Origin of the sequence: Chitinophaga pinensis, assembly GCF_007896845.1 — a bacterium.
Taxonomy (GTDB): Bacteria; Bacteroidota; Bacteroidia; order Chitinophagales; family Chitinophagaceae; genus Chitinophaga; species Chitinophaga pinensis_C.
Map to the genome: position 1 here is coordinate 119,609 of NZ_VOHS01000010.1, position 18,312 is coordinate 137,920.

17 protein-coding genes are annotated in these 18,312 nt (G+C 43.7%); 5 read left to right on the top strand and 12 right to left on the bottom strand.

The annotated features are described in order from the left end of the window. From gmd to FEF09_RS12635, 8 genes are all read right to left on the bottom strand, one after another. Nucleotides 1-1,098 (bottom strand): GDP-mannose 4,6-dehydratase, encoded by a 1,098-nt coding sequence (gene gmd / locus FEF09_RS12600; RefSeq protein ID WP_146305438.1) that lies wholly within the window; start codon nucleotides 1,096-1,098, stop codon nucleotides 1-3. A 42-nt stretch (nucleotides 1,099-1,140) separates the two neighbouring features. Then, nucleotides 1,141-2,487: a UDP-glucose dehydrogenase family protein gene (locus FEF09_RS12605; RefSeq protein ID WP_146305439.1), complete on the bottom strand. Its 1,347-nt coding sequence runs from the start codon at nucleotides 2,485-2,487 to the stop codon at nucleotides 1,141-1,143. Nucleotides 2,488-2,522: 35 nt separating this feature from the next. Then, nucleotides 2,523-3,464 (bottom strand): GDP-L-fucose synthase family protein, encoded by a 942-nt coding sequence (locus FEF09_RS12610; protein WP_146305440.1) that lies wholly within the window; start codon nucleotides 3,462-3,464, stop codon nucleotides 2,523-2,525. Nucleotides 3,465-3,479: 15 nt separating this feature from the next. Then, nucleotides 3,480-4,499 carry a mannose-1-phosphate guanylyltransferase gene (locus FEF09_RS12615; RefSeq protein ID WP_146305441.1) on the bottom strand — a complete coding sequence of 340 codons (1,020 nt, stop codon included), beginning with the start codon at nucleotides 4,497-4,499 and terminating at the stop codon, nucleotides 3,480-3,482. A 20-nt stretch (nucleotides 4,500-4,519) separates the two neighbouring features. Next, entirely contained in the window at nucleotides 4,520-5,077 is a 558-nt protein-coding gene (locus FEF09_RS12620; protein WP_012790027.1) for a UpxY family transcription antiterminator, read from the bottom strand. Between the two features lie 192 nt (nucleotides 5,078-5,269). Next, nucleotides 5,270-7,654: a GumC family protein gene (locus tag FEF09_RS12625; RefSeq protein ID WP_146305442.1), complete on the bottom strand. Its 2,385-nt coding sequence runs from the start codon at nucleotides 7,652-7,654 to the stop codon at nucleotides 5,270-5,272. Nucleotides 7,655-7,706: 52 nt separating this feature from the next. Continuing rightward, nucleotides 7,707-8,498: a polysaccharide biosynthesis/export family protein gene (locus tag FEF09_RS12630; RefSeq protein ID WP_146305443.1), complete on the bottom strand. Its 792-nt coding sequence runs from the start codon at nucleotides 8,496-8,498 to the stop codon at nucleotides 7,707-7,709. A gap of 144 nt (nucleotides 8,499-8,642) precedes the next feature. Then, on the bottom strand, nucleotides 8,643-9,347 hold the full coding sequence (locus FEF09_RS12635; protein ID WP_146305444.1) for a response regulator: 705 nt from the start codon (nucleotides 9,345-9,347) through the stop codon (nucleotides 8,643-8,645). 428 nt (nucleotides 9,348-9,775) lie between these two features. Here FEF09_RS12635 and FEF09_RS12640 point away from each other — a divergent pair, with 428 nt between their 5' ends. Beyond that, the gene (locus FEF09_RS12640; protein WP_146305445.1) at nucleotides 9,776-10,504 is read left to right on the top strand and encodes a sensor histidine kinase; all 729 of its coding nucleotides are present in this window, start codon (nucleotides 9,776-9,778) and stop codon (nucleotides 10,502-10,504) included. A 9-nt stretch (nucleotides 10,505-10,513) separates the two neighbouring features. Continuing rightward, on the top strand, nucleotides 10,514-10,903 hold the full coding sequence (locus FEF09_RS12645; RefSeq protein WP_146305446.1) for a response regulator: 390 nt from the start codon (nucleotides 10,514-10,516) through the stop codon (nucleotides 10,901-10,903). 78 nt (nucleotides 10,904-10,981) lie between these two features. Here FEF09_RS12645 and FEF09_RS12650 read toward each other — a convergent pair whose 3' ends face one another. From FEF09_RS12650 to FEF09_RS12660, 3 genes are all read right to left on the bottom strand, one after another. Next, complete coding sequence (locus tag FEF09_RS12650; protein ID WP_146305447.1) at nucleotides 10,982-11,194, bottom strand: hypothetical protein; 213 nt, start codon at nucleotides 11,192-11,194, stop codon at nucleotides 10,982-10,984. A gap of 629 nt (nucleotides 11,195-11,823) precedes the next feature. Next, a complete protein-coding gene (locus tag FEF09_RS12655; protein ID WP_186774318.1) occupies nucleotides 11,824-13,356 on the bottom strand; it encodes a gliding motility-associated C-terminal domain-containing protein in 1,533 nt (510 codons plus the stop codon). Nucleotides 13,357-13,820: 464 nt separating this feature from the next. Next, a complete protein-coding gene (locus FEF09_RS12660) occupies nucleotides 13,821-14,024 on the bottom strand; it encodes a hypothetical protein (RefSeq protein WP_146305449.1) in 204 nt (67 codons plus the stop codon). Between the two features lie 286 nt (nucleotides 14,025-14,310). Here FEF09_RS12660 and FEF09_RS12665 point away from each other — a divergent pair, with 286 nt between their 5' ends. Beyond that, nucleotides 14,311-15,018 (top strand): hypothetical protein, encoded by a 708-nt coding sequence (locus FEF09_RS12665; RefSeq protein ID WP_146305450.1) that lies wholly within the window; start codon nucleotides 14,311-14,313, stop codon nucleotides 15,016-15,018. On the opposite strand, the gene FEF09_RS12670 is transcribed toward FEF09_RS12665, so the two are convergent. Beyond that, nucleotides 15,015-15,998: an acyl transferase gene (locus FEF09_RS12670; protein WP_146305451.1), complete on the bottom strand. Its 984-nt coding sequence runs from the start codon at nucleotides 15,996-15,998 to the stop codon at nucleotides 15,015-15,017. The genes FEF09_RS12665 and FEF09_RS12670 overlap by 4 nt on opposite strands. 127 nt (nucleotides 15,999-16,125) lie before the next feature. On the opposite strand from FEF09_RS12670, the gene FEF09_RS12675 reads away from it, so the two are divergent. Further along, nucleotides 16,126-16,569 (top strand): hypothetical protein, encoded by a 444-nt coding sequence (locus tag FEF09_RS12675; protein WP_146305452.1) that lies wholly within the window; start codon nucleotides 16,126-16,128, stop codon nucleotides 16,567-16,569. A 94-nt stretch (nucleotides 16,570-16,663) separates the two neighbouring features. Next, nucleotides 16,664-18,202, top strand: coding sequence for an acyl-CoA carboxylase subunit beta (locus tag FEF09_RS12680; protein WP_146305453.1), 1,539 nt, complete (start codon nucleotides 16,664-16,666; stop codon nucleotides 18,200-18,202). The last annotated feature ends 110 nt before the right edge of the window (nucleotides 18,203-18,312 follow it).

Genomic DNA, 18,312 nt, shown 5'->3' on the forward strand with positions numbered 1-18,312 from the left:
TTATCCTGCCAATTGTTCCCACTGAGTTTTACTGTCCTTTCTGAATAATTCTACGTCACAGGTCACCATTTCGCTTACCAGCTCCTGCAGATCGTATTTAGGTTCCCAGCCTAATTTTGTTTTAGACTTGGTTGGATCACCGATCAGCAATTCCACTTCTGTAGGACGGAAGTAAGCCGGATCTACCGCCAGTACCTGTTTACCGATCGGCAGAATGAATTCTTTATTGCGGCAGGCGCTTACGTAAGCTACTTCTTCAACGCCTGTACCTTCAAATTTCAGTTCGATACCCAGTTCATCAAACGCCATACGTACGAATTCACGTACTGGTGTAGTGATACCTGTTGCGATTACATAATCATCTGGTGTATCCTGCTGCAGGATTCTCCACATTGCTTCTACATAATCTTTCGCATGTCCCCAGTCACGCTGTGCATCGAGGTTACCCAGATACAGCTTTTCCTGCAGACCTAATGCGATCGCTGCAACAGCACGGGTGATTTTACGTGTTACGAAAGTCTCACCACGCAGAGGACTTTCATGGTTGAACAGGATACCGTTGCAGGCAAACATACCGTATGCTTCCCTGTAGTTAACAGTGATCCAGTAAGCGTATAATTTAGCAACAGCATACGGGCTGCGTGGGTAGAAAGGAGTTGTCTCTCTCTGAGGTACTTCCTGTACCAGACCATACAGCTCGGAAGTGCTTGCCTGATATACTTTTGTTTTCTGTTCCAGTTTCAGAATGCGCAGTGCTTCCAGTATACGCAGGGTGCCTATACCATCTGCATTCGCAGTATATTCCGGAGTATCAAAACTTACTTTCACATGGCTCATAGCAGCGAGATTGTAAATCTCGTCAGGTTGTGTTTCCTGAATGATACGGATCAGGTTAGTGCTATCGGTCATATCGCCGTAGTGTAATCTGAAACGAACATTCTCGCTATGAGGATCCTGATATAAATGGTCAATTCTGTCTGTATTCAGCAAAGACGCACGGCGTTTAATACCATGCACCATGTATCCCTTTTCGAGCAGCAGCTCTGCCAGGTACGCACCGTCCTGTCCATTTACACCGGTGATTAAAGCAACTTTCATACTATGTTTTTTAATTAAGATAAGTGGGGGGAAATAATGTCATTAACTTCTGGAGAGTACGCTCACTGCCGGCTGGGAGATACCAATGCTGTAACAGATAAAACCGCTTTTCTCAAGATATGTGTTATCATAAATGTTCCTGCCGTCAAATACAACAGGGGTTTTCACTAATTGTTTGATGCGGTTCCAGTCAGGAAGACGGAATTCGTTCCATTCTGTTACCAGCAATACTGCGTCAGCACCGTCAGCAGCATCATACAGGTCATTCGCCCAGATCACGCTGTCATTCAGTGTCTTTTTCGCTTCATGCGTCGCTACCGGGTCAAATACCCGCACGTTCGCACCTGCTTCGAGCAATGCTTCAATCAGTACCAGACTGGAAGCTTCGCGCATATCGTCAGTACCGGGTTTGAAAGAGAGGCCCCATACTGCGAATGTTTTATCTTTCAGCAGACCATCAAAATGTTTGTTGATCTTGTTGAACAATACACGTTTCTGATCATTGTTCACTGCTTCTACCGCTTCGAGGATACGCAGTCCGTGACCATATTCCATACCGGTACGTACCAGTGCCTTTACATCTTTAGGGAAGCAGGAACCACCGTAACCAATACCCGGATAGATAAAGCTGTTACCGATCCTCGCGTCACTACCGATACCTTTGCGCACTTTATTCACATCAGCACCTACCAGTTCGCAGAGATTTGCGATATCATTGATGAAGGAGATCTTCGTCGCCAGCATTGCATTCGCTGCATATTTGGTCATTTCTGCAGATGCGATGTCCATAAAGATGATCGGACGTCCATTCAGCAGGAATGGGTGATACAGACGCTCCAGTACCTCTTTCGCTCTGTCTGTGTTCACACCTACCACAATACGGTCAGGTTTCAGGAAGTCCTGTACTGCAGCACCTTCTTTCAGGAACTCAGGATTGGAAGCCACATCATAATCGATCAGTGCTTCTCTGTCCATCATTGCCTGTTTGATCTCTCTGTTCACTTTCACAGCGGTACCAACAGGCACTGTGCTCTTGGTCACCACTACGAGATAATCGGTCATGTGTGTACCGATTTCTTTTGCCACCTGCAGTACATATTGCAGGTCAGCACTACCGTCTTCACCCGGAGGTGTACCTACCGCGATAAACGCGATATCTGCACCTGGGATCACTTCAGCAAGATTAGTGCTGAAGGACAGACGGCCATTGTTATAGTTACGGGTAACGATTTCTTCGAGACCCGGTTCATAAATAGGTAAAATGCCGTTTTTGAGGTTATTGATCTTTTCGGCGTTAACATCCACACATACTACCTGCGTACCTACTTCTGCGAGGCAGGCGCCGGTAACCAGCCCTACGTATCCTGTACCAATTACGATTGCTTTCATTTTATAAAGGTTGAGACGCGGTTAAACAATTTATATTACAATGTGACCATCTGTGTTTTCTGCAAAAAGTCGGCATAAGCTTGTGCCAGTCCTTCTTTGAGCGCTACGCTGTGTTTCCAGCCAAGATTATGCAGCTTAGAAACATCCATCAGTTTACGCGGCGTACCGTCGGGCTTGGATGTATCAAAAACCAGACCTCCTGTGTAACCTACCACTTCTTTTACTGTTTCTGCGAGCTCCCGGATGGTCAGATCCTCACCTGTTCCGATGTTAACCAGCTCTTTCTCATCATAATGCAGCATCAGATAAACGCAGGCAGCTGCCAGATCATCGGCATAAAGAAATTCACGTTTTGGTGTACCACTTCCCCAAACTGTTACGCTCGCTGCACCGCTTTCTTTTGCTTCGTGAAAACGACGGATCAGCGCTGGTAACACATGTGAATTTTCAGGGTGATAATTATCTCCGATACCATAGAGATTCGTTGGCATTACACTGATAAAGTTGGCGCCATACTGGTCACGGTATGCTTCACATAATTTGATACCTGCTATCTTGGCGATTGCATAAGGTTCGTTGGTTGGTTCCAATGGTCCTGTCAGCAGACTATCTTCCCGCAGTGGCTGTGGCGCCATCTTCGGATAGATACAGGAACTACCGAGGAACATCAGTTTTTTTACACCATTCTTCCATGCGGCATGAATAATGTTTGCCTCCATCATGAGGTTATCGTACAGGAATTCTGCACGATAGGTGTTGTTGGCATGAATGCCGCCAACTTTTGCTGCAGCCAGGAATACATATTCCGGCTTTTCTGTAGCGAAAAATTCATTAACAGCAGCTTGTGAACGCAGGTCAAGTTCTGCGGAGCTTCTTGTCACCAGATTATTATATCCCAGTGTTTGTAATCTTCTGCTGATAGCGCCGCCCACCATTCCACGGTGACCAGCTATATATATCTTATCGTTCAGTTGCATACGGTTCTATATTGTTTACAGCAGCTCGGGTCTGTTTTCCTTCACCCACTGATGCAGTTGTTTTACTTCCTGTCCTTTTCCTTTCTGTAAGATCAGCAGGGCTTCCGGAGTGTTTACCACTACCACATTTTCCACACCTACCAATGCTACCAGTTTATCTTTTCCGATGACCATACTGTTAACCGGATCGCTTTCGATAAATACTGCCTGATTGTTACTGTAGCGGTAGTGACTTGCAAGGGCTTCTGCCAGTGCTTCATAACCACCTACGTCGCTCCATTGCATCGCACTTGGTACAACTTTTACGATATCGCTTTTCTCCAGTACTGCGTAGTCAATACTATCAGATGGAATTGCATTCATTGCAGCCAGTGGGATCACACCGGTTTCTTTCCAGATAGCAGCTGCTTCTGCCGCCGTTGCATATATTTCAGGAGCGTATTCCAGCAGCTGTTGTAACAGTACGCCGGCCTTTCCACAAAAGATACCACTGTTCCAGAGATAGTCGCCGCTTTGCAGCATTGCTTCCGCTGTTACAGCGTTTGGTTTTTCAGTAAAGCGAACCACATCATAACCCGCATATTGGATGTAACCATATCCTGTTTCAGGGTAAGCAGGTTGCAGACCGATAGTCACCAGATGGCCTTCAGCCGCCAGTGAAGCCGCTTTCTGAATAGTTTCAGCATACAGGTCAGGTGTACCAATCAGGTGATCAGCCGGTGTGATAAGCAGTAAAGTTTCCGGATCTGTGGAGAATGCCGCCAGTGCGATTGCAGCAGCGGTATTACGGCCTACAGGTTCCGCCATCATCTGGATATCAATAGCACCTGCTTCCTGCAGCTGACTATTCACCATGTCGGCCTGTTGTTCATTTACCACGGCCATCACACTATCACAGAAGTTGTTATTACGTATCCATGTCAATTGCAATAAACTCTGCCCATCAAATAAAGGCAGTAGTTGCTTAGGCGTCTGTTTATTTGATAGTGGCCAGAGACGGGTTCCTGACCCTCCACATAATAATACGTGTAGCATAGATGTCCAGGGTTGATATTTTAGATAACATTACCGACGCTGGCCTTGGCCGCACCGGAATATTCTTTAGCATTGTTGTTAACCAGCATAAGATCACTTGTTTTCACAGTAGCGATCAGGGAGAAGCCCATACTGTACAATACAGCTTTCACTGTATTCTTGCCGGCTTCTACTACCCTTCCGTGCTGGTGCATCAGAGGACCTGCAGTGATTCTGATCAGATCATCTTCCTGAATCGGGAAGCGTTCTACCTGCACATCCTGATATTCACGCAGGAAGCGTTTGATAAGCTCTACTTCATGATCAGGAATGCTGGCAGGTTTTCCTAACCAGTAAACAAAATTCACGATACCGCTTGTTTCGCGGACGAGTGTTTTCTTGTCCTCAGGAATGCGGACAAAAACATACGACTTGAAAAGAGGTTCTTCAACGATCTTTTTTCGGTCGCTCCACTGATGAGTTACTCTGTTTATTGGACAGTAGGTTTCGATTTGCTTGCGAACAAGCGCATCAGCCACTTTTTTCTCCCATCTGGGTTTAGTATAGACTGCATACCAGGTGTGTGTCTTCTGTTCCATTTCAGTGGGTTTAAAAGTTTAATAAAGCATGATTAAATGAATAAATAACGATAAGGTGGAAAGTATAAAGGTGGGAAAGAGAGGAAGAGATTTGGCATAGCTTCGCCTCCTCAGTCACATGATGAGTAGTTTTCAATAAATATATGTCAGGGATATTCCGGCAAAACCCTCACCGGAATACCCTTATTTTACTTACTTAAAAATCTTTGTAAACCGTCCTTTCTTTACGGATCCGTTCTTTTGATCCTCTGTATAGCCATAGCCATATCCCTGTCCGTTACCATAGCCATAGCCTCCGCCATAAGCATATGCGTAACCGGGCACACCGCGCATTTTGAGGCCATTGAATACGATATTCAATTTGCCCAGATCTCCCTGTTCATAGAGGTCTTCAATCATTTTGAGATTAAACTTCGGCGTTCTTTCATGACGCACTACATACAGTGTAGCATCAGCAAACGGTGCCAGCAGACGGGCATCTGTTACCGGACCTACCGGAGCGGAGTCAATGATCACATAGTCAAAGGTTGCTCTCAGTGTAGCCAGTAAATGTTCGAGTCTGCCATTCAGGATCAACTCTGTTGGATTTGGCGGAATAACACCTGCAGAAAGCAGGTACATGTATTCATTATTCTCAATTGGCTGTTTGAGGATATCATTCAGTGATGAATGTCCTACCAGATAATTACTGATACCCGGATGATGTGGCACATTGAGGATCTTACTTACTTTTGGCTTTCTAAGGTCAAACTCCAGCAACACTACTTTCTTCTTTGTCAGGGAAAGACTCAGTGCAAGGTTCACTGCCACAAAACTCTTTCCTTCACCAGAAATGGAAGAGGTAACCAGAATGGTTTTATTATCACCATTGATACCTATATAAGATAAACTTGTTCTCAATGCTCTGAACTGTTCTGCAACCGGCGTACGCTTACCTTCTGTGATAGCGATAGCGCCACTCTTGTCGAACATGATCTCTGCAATGATCGGTGCAGAAGTACCTTTTTCAATATCTGAACGGAACATCACCTTATGGTTCATCAGATCTTTCACAGCGATGAAACCGGCCACTACTGCAATACCAGCGATCAGAGCCAGTGCCATTACCATTGATTTCTTCGGACTGAAAGGGAAAGACTCGGCTTCTGCCAGATCGATGATTCGGCTATCAGAAATAGCCGCAGCATATTGCAGCTGTGTCTCTTCACGTTTTTCCAGTAAGAAAGTATAGATATTGTTTTTAATCGCTTGTTGTCTGCTTACTTCCAGCAAAGTCTTCTCCTTGCTTGGCACACCTTTCAGCATGCTCATGAAGCGGTTGTTCTGTGTACTCAGCTTTGCTCTGGAAGCTTCGAGGTTGGCACGCAAACTCGTAATGTTATCCATGATGGCTGGTCTCAGTTTGTCGATCTGTGCACTCAGACTTGCCAGCACAGGGCTGTTTTCACCCGTTGTCTTTTTCAGTCTTTCATACTGCAGTTCGGCATCCTGTAATTTACTCAGCAAACCGAGCAGGGTTGCATCAGCAATACCCAGTGTAGCGGGAACAAGATTATCTTCTGTCTTCTTACCTCTTACATATTGTTCAACCGCCGAGAGTGTGGATAACTGCATATCTGCTTCGCTCAGTCTCACGTCGTTATCCTGTACGGCATTCAGAAAAATCTTACTCTGTTCACCGATATCAACGATACCTTCATTTGTTTTATACTCCTGTATCTGACCTTCTACCTGACTTAATTCCGCCGTGATAATACGCAGCCTGTCTTCAACAAACGCCATTGTTTTTGATGCCGTTTTATTTTTATCGTCGATAGACGCGTTATCGTAAGCTTTCATCACTTCATTGAGCAGATCCATACCTCTCTGAGGTACTGCATCAACGTATTCCAGTCTGAGTACATTGGAGTTTTTGGTAGCGGCAGCAATCTTCAGGTTACTGAGGAATACGCCACCCAGTACTTTATCTCCGGCTACGCGCAGATAAAAGCCTTCGCCATGCTGACCGGCAGGATTGTAACCCGGTACAGCTTTGATCACCATACGGCCCCATTCGGTATGTACGGTATCATTTAAAGGATAGCTCTTACCATCGAGGGCAACCTTTTGTCCTTTATAATCATATTGCAATTCAACGATTCTGTTCTCGTTAGGATCGATCAGATCCGGATCGATAAAATTGAATTGCAGAGGACCTTTTTTATACATGGAAATGTCCCTGATCCTGCCCTTTTCGAAGACTTCTCCGTAAAGGTTAAGATTCCTTACAACTGTTTTGGCAATTGTTCTGGACTTGAGGATTTCAATTTCGTTATCAACTTTCTTTCCTCTTCCGAGCGGGTCCATCATTTCAATGATAGAGCTCTCGGTAGGACGCGTATCTTCTTTGATCAACAAGGAAGATGTCATCTTATATAATGGGGTTGCATATCTCAGGTAAACATATGCTATTGAGAGAGAAATTATTGACGCAATCACAAATAGTGGCCAGTAAGGCTGGTATTTATGCCTGATCATTTCCAGAAGACCTGTATGCTCCTCCCTCTTTGTGCGCGTATTGATTACTTTCTGTTGCATGACTCTCAACACAAGTTTGTAGGATGAAAATATTGGTGTGACATCAGCTTGATTAATGTGCTAATCTATCGATTGAAAGCACTATCAAAGATAATGTGCTGATGATGATGGGTATTGTAGTCCTGCTGCCGGTTGCCACAGCAACTTTCGACTTGTTTGGTTCGACATATACCACATCGTTGGATTGTAAATAATAGTAAGGAGATGACAGTACATCAGTACCATTAAGATTAAGTCGTCTGATTGTCTTTTCGCCATTTACCTCTCTGATAAGCATTACATTTTCCTTCTTACCATAGACTGTGATATCTCCTGCCAATCCGAGTGCTTCAAGAATTGTTATCTTCTCACTGTTAACATTAACTACTGTGGGGTGAGCAACTTCGCCGATAACAGTCACCCTGTAATTGAGGAAACGAATTGTAATAACCGGATCTTTCAGCAGCTTCCGCTCATTTAATTCATCCTGTAATTGTTTCGTAAGTTGTTCTTTGGTCAGTCCTTCTGCTTTGACTTTACCAAGCACCGGATATTCAATATATCCCTGTTCACTTACAAGGTAACCCGTAGCCTGGCTACCACCTCCTGGAGTTCCGGCAGCTGTAACACTTGGGGTGTTAAATACAACAGCATCCTCGGGGTTCATACTACTAACAACAATTTGTAATACGTCATTTTTATGTATTACCGGCTCAAAATTTCCTTTTACGGGAGCAATAACAGTATCAGGCAGATCTTTGAAATACACTGACTTCTGAGTACTGACACATGATGTAAAAAAGAAACAGCAGATAAGGACCGGAATAATAAAGATATAACGTAAATAATCCTTCTTTAGAATCATCTTACCGTTTTGAATATTTAAAGGTTTTTCTTCCGCGCTTTCCGTAGTACAATATTAGTCCATAGCGTTTGTCATCACTACTACTAAAGAGAGTAAAAAACGCACTTATAACACAAACGTGCTTACTGAAAAGAGTAGCGTTTTTTAAACGAACTGCATCATATTTTCAAATGAAAGCATTTGAAAAAAAATCCAAGAATTCGTAATTAAAAAGAAAGAATACAAACTATTTGACCAGATCTTCGAAATTAGTTCTGATTTGGTGGCAACATTAAGTTTTTGATAAATCTTCTTCAGATGCTGATTTACCGTGAACACTGTTACAAAAAGTTTCTCCGCCATCTCCTTATATGAGTAGCCTTCTTTGAGCAGCGCGAGCAACTCGTATTCTCTTTTTGTGAGCTTATGTTTTATATCCTCCAATGGATCTTTGGCGATATAATTAATCAGCAGATGTGCTGCTTTGGGTGACAGCGTACCACCTTCACTGACTGCATCCATGATTGAATGATAGATCTCCATCAGACGACTGGTCTTAATAATATAACCACTCGCTCCCTGACGGATCGATTCAATAACGTAATGCTTTCCGTCGTGCCCTGATAATACTATCAGCTTGGCATCAGGGTAGATACGTTTCAATTCCTGCATCCCTTGTATACCTGATTCCCCTGGCAGCGAAATATCCAGTAAAATTACGTTCACCTCTGTTTCCTTGAATGGAAGTGCTCTGAACTCCTCCATTGACTTACAAGCAAAAACAACCTTACACTCCTGAAAATCTTCTAAAAACTCTTTGTAATTGTTCAACTGGAAATAATTGTCTTCTATAATTCCAATATTGATCATAGGGGTAAAAAGTTGACAAGGTTTATAATCGATTCAATAAAAAAATATGGCATATATGTATGGCTTGGTGTCACAAAAATAATTCCAAAAACGAAGAATTTATACGGCAATTTTGTAACTCATTGATTGAGAGAACAATAAAGATCAAGGTCGCTTTACCTCAACATCTAATGGTCTGGCTTATAACCTATTGAATTTATATATATGATCTTTCGGTTAACTTTTCTCGATATTCACGTCATGTGTCACTGGTTTAGTAAAAATACGTTTTTAAATTAAATACTCACTGGTTAATTATTCCTTTATTAAGTATTTTGCCTTTCAATTGCGATAAATCTGTGTATTCAACACTTGTGGAGATTCTCTACATATTGTTGAGCTCAATATCTCATAAATTTTAACCATCGACGATTGTAAACTATAGAACAATGAACTCCACTAATTCTTCAGGAAGCGATACATTGCTTAGTAATGCAAGTAATGTGATAGCGATCACTGCACATGAATTCAAAACACCACTTGCTACTATAAATTCAATAGTCGACCTGCTTACTAGCAAATTACAGGCCGATCATCTCATGGATGCATTTTATCAGAAAAATTTATCGCAGATTTCATCTGAAATTTTTGCTTTAAACAGTATGGTGGATGAAATGCTGACGATAAATAATATTCTGAATGGCAACATTCAAAGCAACAAAGAAATGATGGACATCGGCTCACTGCTTCCCTCCTTAAAAGAGCAGTACCGGGCATTTCCAGATGATGGCAGATCATTGGTCATTCATATCACAGGCACGCCGCGTGAGATATTTGCAAGTCCTGCACAACTGTTACGCATATTCTCAAATCTTATCAGCAATGCATTTAAATATTCCAGAAACAATGATCCTTTAATGCATCTGGACTATCAGGATAAAACAGTTGTTGTCACGATCACAGATGATGGTATCGGTATTCCGGAAGCAGATCTTCCACAACTGTTCCAACCTTATTTCAGGGGTAGCAATACAGATGGCATATCAGGTACAGGTCTTGGTCTCAGCATTGTCAGATCATTTATTACGGCCAACGAAGGAACTATCACCGTTAACAGCCAGCCCGATAAAGGCACGGTTTTTACAGTTACTTTCAGGTACCCTGATACCTGTCAGTAAAATATACACATGAACGCCAGAATTCTTTTAATTGAAGACAAAGCCGGACTTTTAGATACACTCAAAAGTCTGCTGGAACTGCACAATTACACCGTATATACTGCCAGCAACGGTCAGGAGGGATTATCCCTCGCTACCAGATATCTGCCCGATCTCGTTATCAGCGACATCACTATGCCTGTTGTAAATGGATATGTATTGCTCGATAGTTTCCGCGCAGATCCGCAGCTTTCAAAAATTCCCGTATTAATTGCCAGCGCAAAAAATGAAGCACATGAAATTGAGCTCGTCATGCAAAAAGGTGCTGCGGGTTATCTGACTAAACCTTTTGTATTTACACATCTGCATGAAGAAATAAAACGCCTGCTGGGTAATTCCATCACTGCATCAAAAGAATAAAAACAACGTTCATAAAAACACGGCACACAGGTGAAGTGCTCACCTGTGTAATTGTTGTGGTGTAAAAAGAAACGGCTATTACTGAAGACTTTCTCTCATTAGTTTATCAAACTTTGTCCAGTCGATTTTAATGCTGTTCTTTTTCATGAAGCCATTAGGCTGATACTCCAGGGCGCCATGTGATATATGAATGGTGCCCAGTATTTTTCCGTCTCTCTTCACCTGAAAGGTCGCATCGGCTTTGCCCAATTCTGTTGTTGGTAATTCAAAGAATACACGGTGTTCTGCCATGATGGTTTGGTTTTGGAGTTAATAAATTTTGGTTTAATAAGTGAAAGTTTACATATAACCTGCTGTCCGGTATATAAGGATCATCTACCATAGCTACAGGGGCTTGTAATACCATTTGTCTTTCCGACAGTCCGAAGTAACGAAATCTATGATTATCAATCGTTAATACCCTGTTAATGCACTTCTTCTGGTGCAGAAGTGGCTCTATCGGGATTGATTGGTCATGTTCCCGAATGTAAACCTATATCAGGACTATACCGGAAGGCCTTTTATCAGGGCGGTGTCAGGAAGGTTAGTCATAGATAAGCTGTAGATAAGCCGTATATAAGCCGTAGATAACCCGTTCTTATAGGAATGGAGTATATACGGCTTATATACGGCTTATCTACGGGTCATCTCCGAAAAATCTTCCTGATGCAAACGGGATAAGAACGTCCAAAACCGCCATAAAAAAGTTCATCCTGTGGCCATCCTTCATTTTTTAATGAAAGATGGCTACAGGATGAATATTCTCAGCATATAAGCTTTATAAGCCCTTCAGCGCAGCTTATTCACTACTTTAGTTAAAAAGGGCTAAAACAGGCTTACAGATGCCAATACTGGTCTTTTTACGTATCTATATCAGCAACTTATTTCACCAGCATGACAGAGCCCCTGTATTCTTTGGGCTCATTCTTACTGGTCGTGAACGTACAAACATATACAAATGCCTGCGGCGTCTGTGGCACACCACGGGAATAACCATCCCAACCTACCTTCGGATCACTCGTCTGAAATACCAGACTTCCCCAGCGGTTAAAAATGCTCAGGCGGTAATTGGTTACTGCATCATAAATCTTTGGCCGAAACACATCATTGAAACCATCACTATTAGGACTAAACGCTGATGGCATCATCACAAAACAATTTTGATAAGGAGAAGTAATAACTGTATTACCTGCATCAGCGCAACCATTTGCATCCTCTACTTCATATCGGTAATTACCGGCTTTAAGATTACGGTGTAAACTATCGGGTTGCCATAGCTCACCATTGACACGATATTTATACGGACGTGTACCGCCGTCTACTTCCCAGCGAATGATGCCGTCGCTGACTTCACTACAACTACAGGGTTCTGTAGCGATATTACGGATCACCAGAGGAGCCGGTTCTTTAATGAAAATATTGAAGGTGTCATGGCATACTTGCTGATCTTTTAACAGAAACACATAATTACCGGGTCGCAGATTATTAAATGCACGTGCATGTGTTGCTTCTCCATTCAATGACAGCTCATAAGGTGGTAGTCCGCCGCTTATATTCAATGCAATGGCATTTTTATTTTCTCCTGCACAATCAGATATCGTCACTGTCTTCTCTGTCTGCAGATCAGAAGCACTCACTTCAACGGCACCTTTTGCCGTCACACCATTAGCAGCTGTCACCGTTACCGAATATAATCCCGGTGGCAGATCTGAAACCTGCGCTGTTGTATAATTACCGGGCGTCCACAAATAACTGTAGGGCTCCGCTCCTCCTTTCACCTTTACCTGCACAGTACCCGTTCCTTCGTTCTTACAGGAAGTAGTAGCCGTCAGTTCTGTACGCAGTATTTGTCTGATAGTAGAAAGATTGTCAACAAACACCAACACGCCAAAGCTGCTGCCCGGACATGTTTCTGCAGGATAAGCATACAACGCAATGTAGGTATGCGTTTGTTTCGGTGTAAATATAGCATTCCATCTGTGCCAGGCAGTGTCAGTAAAACTACCGGAAGTCCATAGTAATTCAGCTGTATCGCCGGGTGCGCTTCCACCGAAAATAACAAGGTTTCCATAGCAATGTTTATGACCATACATTTCATTAAATGCAAGATCAAAAGACATACTGTAAGTCCTGTCTGCCACCAGCGGTTCTGCCAGCTCCTGCTCTATCCCTTCTCTGTATACGGGGCCGCCTTGCAGTCCGACGAAAGTGTTACCTGCCTTCGCAGGTTTAGACACCCCCATCACACCGGGTAATACATCCGGTGTATTCGCTGCAACGAGCCAGCCCGTGGGTGCTACTTTAACACCGGGTTTTCCTTCCAGAGAGGAATTTCGCAACGTTAGATGCTGTGCAGATGCTACATTCAACAGACAGCTCAACAACAGGATCAGACTTAGTACACATACCTTCAAAGCAAGATATGTGAGATAACAACATGGTTTTCCCATTAGCCGGGTGTGGCCGGCCGGGTTAGTTACAATCATAGGAATATTAGTTAGAACACTATCAATAAAACATCGTCTTGTTCTTGTGATTAGCAATTCCAATGGACATGGAAAAGCAGCCCAGCTAGTTCGTCTGATTTAATTTCACAGGTATGGTGAGGAGGATATGGAGCATCCTCCGCTAATCAAATTAATGGCTTGCTTTGAGTTTACATTCCCAGTTCAATAAAGATACAATATGTTTTAATATAATATAATGTTTTTCTTAAAATCTAAGTCGCTTATCCAATTAGTACTCAATGTAGTAGCGCACTCTACTGCAAAAAATAAAGGCATAGGAAAACCTATGCCTTTTATGAGTACAGATGATCTCAAAACTATGTTCAAACTACCCTTTATTATGGAACAAGCAAGCGTAGTTTAACCCATTGTCATCTGTTTGCTTTGTCGCGCCTTTCAGGGTCGCGTTTGTCTTTATCTTTCTCAGACGATTCTTTCTTGTCTTTGGGGATGATCACCTTCAACGTGTCGTCTGCTGTCTTTTCACGGGTGATATCACGACTGTAGTCATTGCCCAGATTCGGACCTCCCTGTTCCAGACCGGTACTCCCGATCGACCTGTCTCTTACTGCCATAATCTTAGATTTTATGGTTTAAAAATATAAGTCTACTCAGGATAACAAAAGTCCCAAAACCATGCCAGCAAAAGCAGGCACGTCTATAGTACTCAATGATTTGTATATGTGAAAAATCTCTTAAAATTTTCCGGCGGATTGATCATTTTCCCTTATTCCACTGTTTTTTCCGGGATTTTAGTGGTACCTTACACTTGCAGAACCGAACTGCGACCTATGCCTGATAACTATTCCCGATGCAGCATTTAGTACAACCAATGAGCATCTGAGACTAAACCTGTAAGTAATGAAGGATAAGCTGCCTTATATCGCCTCCACCTATTTTATATCCCTGATCAAAGCGTATTTGCAGGGCCATAAAACGAAACCCGAGATACTCGCTGAAACAGCAGATCTGCTTCCCGCTGCTGCCCATAAAGAAGTCAGCCAGCTATTGACCGCTGCGGCACATCAGATGAATGATGCCTTTTATGCAGATATCGTAGACAGCATTCAACACACTTCCGGCACCGTACCTACCCGAAAGGGACTGATCCATCATCTCGAAGCACTGCTGGATAAACAGATCAGCGTGCAGGAACTACTGGATTGGGCTACGTGGTATACCATAGAAGATGATCAGCTCAGTGCTGGTATTATGGATGATTTTGCTGTGGAGTATTTTTGCTTTGACTTCCTGCCTGCACATTACGAGGAAATGACAGAGGTACAGTTCAGACAGGTCTTACAATTATTCCTCTCAACACCGGAAAATACATTAAAGGAAAAGATCGCCCTCGCGCTTGTCATCGAAAAAGAAAGGCAACACTTTCTTTATTTCTTACGTAGTTTTCTGGAACAGCCACAACATACCGACGCCCTGAATACATATCTCATGGCAAAATTCGGCATGGACCACCGCAGTTTCCCTTATATAAAGGAACTGATGGCCATACAAACACAACCGGAAAAACTGGAAGCATTGCTGGAAAAAGCGCGTATGTCAGCCGTTTAACTGACCATCAGACTACATCCTCTTAATGCGGAATTATCCAGACGACCGAGTACTTCAAAACTCCCGTCTGCACGTAGTTTACCGATATCGTCGGTGGCAATGAATGCGCACGAATACACATTTGCGAGATCTACCACATTAATAACGCCGGAAGCATTGGCGGTTGACAACTGAAAAGGATCGTTTTCATCCCTGACCAATATCTTCATCCATGGTGGGGTGGTAAATAGACCATCGCCATAGGAATAAGCCTGCGATAACAGCTCCGTCATGCCATATTCCGCATGGATGTGTTTACAACCCAGTCTTTCTTTCAGATAGGTATGTACCTGCTGGCGGGTCCACTCCTCCCGGCGGCCTTTCATTCCACCGGTCTCCATTACTATTGTATTTTCCAGCTGCAGGTTATAACGCTCTGCAAAATCCAGTAAACCAAAGGTCACTCCTATCAGCAGTGTTTTTTGCTGACGGGCTTCCAGTTCCTGCAGGTGTGCTGCCAGCTTATCATGCTCATACAGGTAAAAACCGCTTTCCGCATGTCCGCTTCGTTTTACCATATCCTGTACCATGTAAACAAGGGAAGAGTGCTGTCTTTCGAGATAGGATGGCAGTAGACCAAGTACAACGAAATCGGAAACAGGACCATAAAACCGCTCAAAACCGGCCAGAAAACTCTGTTCATAGACAGCAGCTTCTTTTACCAGATGCCGGCTGTTAATAGTCTGAGTGGTACCACTGCTTTCAAACACCAGTTCTGGCGTGAAGGAACCACAGGTAACTGTATGTGTCTTAAAGAATTGTATAGGTAAAAAGGGAATCTGCAGCAAAGAGCGTATTTCAGAGGGTTTCCGGTGCAGGGCGTCCGTGTAAGCCCTGTAAATATCATTCTCCCTGTACTGATATTGGAAAAGCTCCAGGGCCGCTGCTTCCATATCCTGCTCCTGTAATGTAAATAGTGCTGCCGTATTGATGCCACTCATGTCGCTTGCTTTGAACGTACAAATTTAGGGTATACGTAACAATCAAACGATATTTTACGTTATAACTCAGTGGTGCCGCTCGTCTGTAGGCATTAGCTAGACTTAAAAAATAATGTACGTTTGTTATATGAAGAAAATACTCGTTTTATCCCTGTTTGCAGTGGCAGCTATCTGTGGCGCATGTGGAAAGGACTCCATCGGCACCAAGCCTATGCTCACTTTCCTCTCGTATTCGTCTTCCCCTGTGATTTCCTCCTTTGGGATGGATGTAAACTTCCAGGTAAAGGATGGTGACGGGGATATTGAAAATTCCTTCAATTTCGCTGCTATCTACGATACCAAACCACTCGATACAGCCTTTGAATCCCGTCCGATGCCCGGCGTGGATGCACACAAGGGAACCAACCTTACTGCGGAGGTGATATTACATCTGGCGCCAACAGACTTTCCACAGACCGGTGATCAGCCGATCCTGAAAGACAGTTTACATTACCTCGTTTTCATTACTGACAATGCCGGCAATATAAGCGATACCATTGCGACGCCGAAAATTGAAATCCTCTACCAATAAATCAATAAGCAAGTAAGCATTAATAATCAGGCATTCGGCCGTTTAAAGGCATAATTCCTAATTGTTAATTCTTATTTGTCTTTATATTTGATTTATGGACAAATTCCACGAACTCCAGAACAAGATCGCGACAGCCATGCTTGGCGGCGGTGAGGCACGTATCTCCTCTCAACATAAAAAAGGAAAACTTACTGCAAGGGAACGCTTACAGCTATTGCTCGACGAAGGCTCCTTCGAAGAATTCGACATGTTTGTGCATAACCGTAACCGTGGGATGACCACTGACCAGGAACAATTTCCCGGCGATGGTGTCGTAACCGGCTATGGGACTGTCAACGGACGACTGGTATATGTCTTTTCACAGGACTTTACCGTATACGGGGGCAGTCTTTCTGAACCGCATGCACGTAAGATCTGTAAGATTATGGACCTCGCCATGCAGAACGGCGCTCCCCTGATCGGTCTTAATGACAGTGGCGGAGCACGTATACAGGAAGGAGTGGTCAGTCTGGGAGGCTATGCCGATATCTTTTACCGCAATACCCGGGCATCAGGCGTAATTCCGCAGATATCCGCCATCATGGGCCCCTGTGCCGGCGGTGCTGTATACTCTCCTGCCATCACTGATTTTATCCTGATGGTAGAAGAAACCTCCTACATGTTTGTAACCGGTCCTAACGTTGTTAAGACCGTTACACACGAAGAAGTGACCTCTGAAGAACTGGGCGGTGCACATACCCATGCGGTAAAAAGCGGCGTGACCCATTTTGCCTGTGGCAATGAAGTGGAATGTATCCGCAACATCCGGCAGCTGCTTAGTTATATGCCGCAGAATTGTGAGGAAGATGCACCTGTCTACCCTTACGAAGCAGGTGATGAAATAAGGCCGGCCCTGAATACCATCATTCCTCCCAGTTCCAATCAGCCTTATGATATGAAAGACGTCATCAGTGAACTGACCGATACAGACAGTTTTCTGGAAGTACATAAAGACTTTGCTGAGAATATCATCGTAGGTTTCGCCCGTATTGCAGGCAGAAGTATCGGCATTGTGGCCAATCAGCCGGCCCATCTTGCCGGCGTACTGGACATCCATGCTTCCGTAAAAGGCGCCCGCTTTACCCGCTTCTGCGATGCCTTCAATATTCCTCTGCTGGTACTGGTAGACGTACCCGGTTTCCTTCCCGGCACCGATCAGGAATGGAATGGTATTATCACCAACGGCGCTAAACTGCTCTTTGCATTAAGCGAGGCTACCGTACCAAAGATCACCGTTACCACCCGTAAAGCGTATGGCGGCGCTTATTGCGTAATGAACTCCAAACACATCGGCGCCGATCTCAACTTCGCCTTCCCACAGGCAGAAATTGCCGTAATGGGCCCTAAAGGAGCTGTAGAGATTATTTACAAGAGAGAAATCGACGCTGCTCCCGATCCGGAGGCCCGTATGAATGAACTGGTGGCCGAGTATACCGAACGCTTTGCCAATCCTTATCTGGCAGCAGAAAAGGGGTATATTGACGAAGTGATCGTACCCGATCAGACGCGCATTAAGCTGATTAAAGGCTACGCCATGCTGGAGAATAAAGTGGTAAGCATGCCAAGAAAGAAACACGGGAACATCCCATTATAAATCAAAAATTAAGAATCAGAGAATTAGGAATTGACAGCGTTACGGGAATTATGATAAGAAATTAGAAATTAAAAAATTCTACCCCGATCTTCGCACTCAATTCCTAATTC

Excerpts from the sequence above, each read along its gene's own strand:
- gmd (WP_146305438.1), bottom strand. The coding sequence starts at position 1,098 with ATGAAAGTTGCTTTAATCACCGGTGTAAATGGACAGGACGGTGCGTAC.
- FEF09_RS12605 (WP_146305439.1), bottom strand. The coding sequence starts at position 2,487 with ATGAAAGCAATCGTAATTGGTACAGGATACGTAGGGCTGGTTACCGGC.
- FEF09_RS12610 (WP_146305440.1), bottom strand. The coding sequence starts at position 3,464 with ATGCAACTGAACGATAAGATATATATAGCTGGTCACCGTGGAATGGTG.
- FEF09_RS12615 (WP_146305441.1), bottom strand. The coding sequence starts at position 4,499 with ATGCTACACGTATTATTATGTGGAGGGTCAGGAACCCGTCTCTGGCCA.
- FEF09_RS12620 (WP_012790027.1), bottom strand. The coding sequence starts at position 5,077 with ATGGAACAGAAGACACACACCTGGTATGCAGTCTATACTAAACCCAGA.
- FEF09_RS12625 (WP_146305442.1), bottom strand. The coding sequence starts at position 7,654 with ATGCAACAGAAAGTAATCAATACGCGCACAAAGAGGGAGGAGCATACA.
- FEF09_RS12630 (WP_146305443.1), bottom strand. The coding sequence starts at position 8,498 with ATGATTCTAAAGAAGGATTATTTACGTTATATCTTTATTATTCCGGTC.
- FEF09_RS12635 (WP_146305444.1), bottom strand. The coding sequence starts at position 9,347 with ATGATCAATATTGGAATTATAGAAGACAATTATTTCCAGTTGAACAAT.
- FEF09_RS12640 (WP_146305445.1), top strand. The coding sequence starts at position 9,776 with ATGAACTCCACTAATTCTTCAGGAAGCGATACATTGCTTAGTAATGCA.
- FEF09_RS12645 (WP_146305446.1), top strand. The coding sequence starts at position 10,514 with ATGAACGCCAGAATTCTTTTAATTGAAGACAAAGCCGGACTTTTAGAT.
- FEF09_RS12650 (WP_146305447.1), bottom strand. The coding sequence starts at position 11,194 with ATGGCAGAACACCGTGTATTCTTTGAATTACCAACAACAGAATTGGGC.
- FEF09_RS12660 (WP_146305449.1), bottom strand. The coding sequence starts at position 14,024 with ATGGCAGTAAGAGACAGGTCGATCGGGAGTACCGGTCTGGAACAGGGA.
- FEF09_RS12665 (WP_146305450.1), top strand. The coding sequence starts at position 14,311 with ATGAAGGATAAGCTGCCTTATATCGCCTCCACCTATTTTATATCCCTG.
- FEF09_RS12670 (WP_146305451.1), bottom strand. The coding sequence starts at position 15,998 with ATGAGTGGCATCAATACGGCAGCACTATTTACATTACAGGAGCAGGAT.
- FEF09_RS12675 (WP_146305452.1), top strand. The coding sequence starts at position 16,126 with ATGAAGAAAATACTCGTTTTATCCCTGTTTGCAGTGGCAGCTATCTGT.
- FEF09_RS12680 (WP_146305453.1), top strand. The coding sequence starts at position 16,664 with ATGGACAAATTCCACGAACTCCAGAACAAGATCGCGACAGCCATGCTT.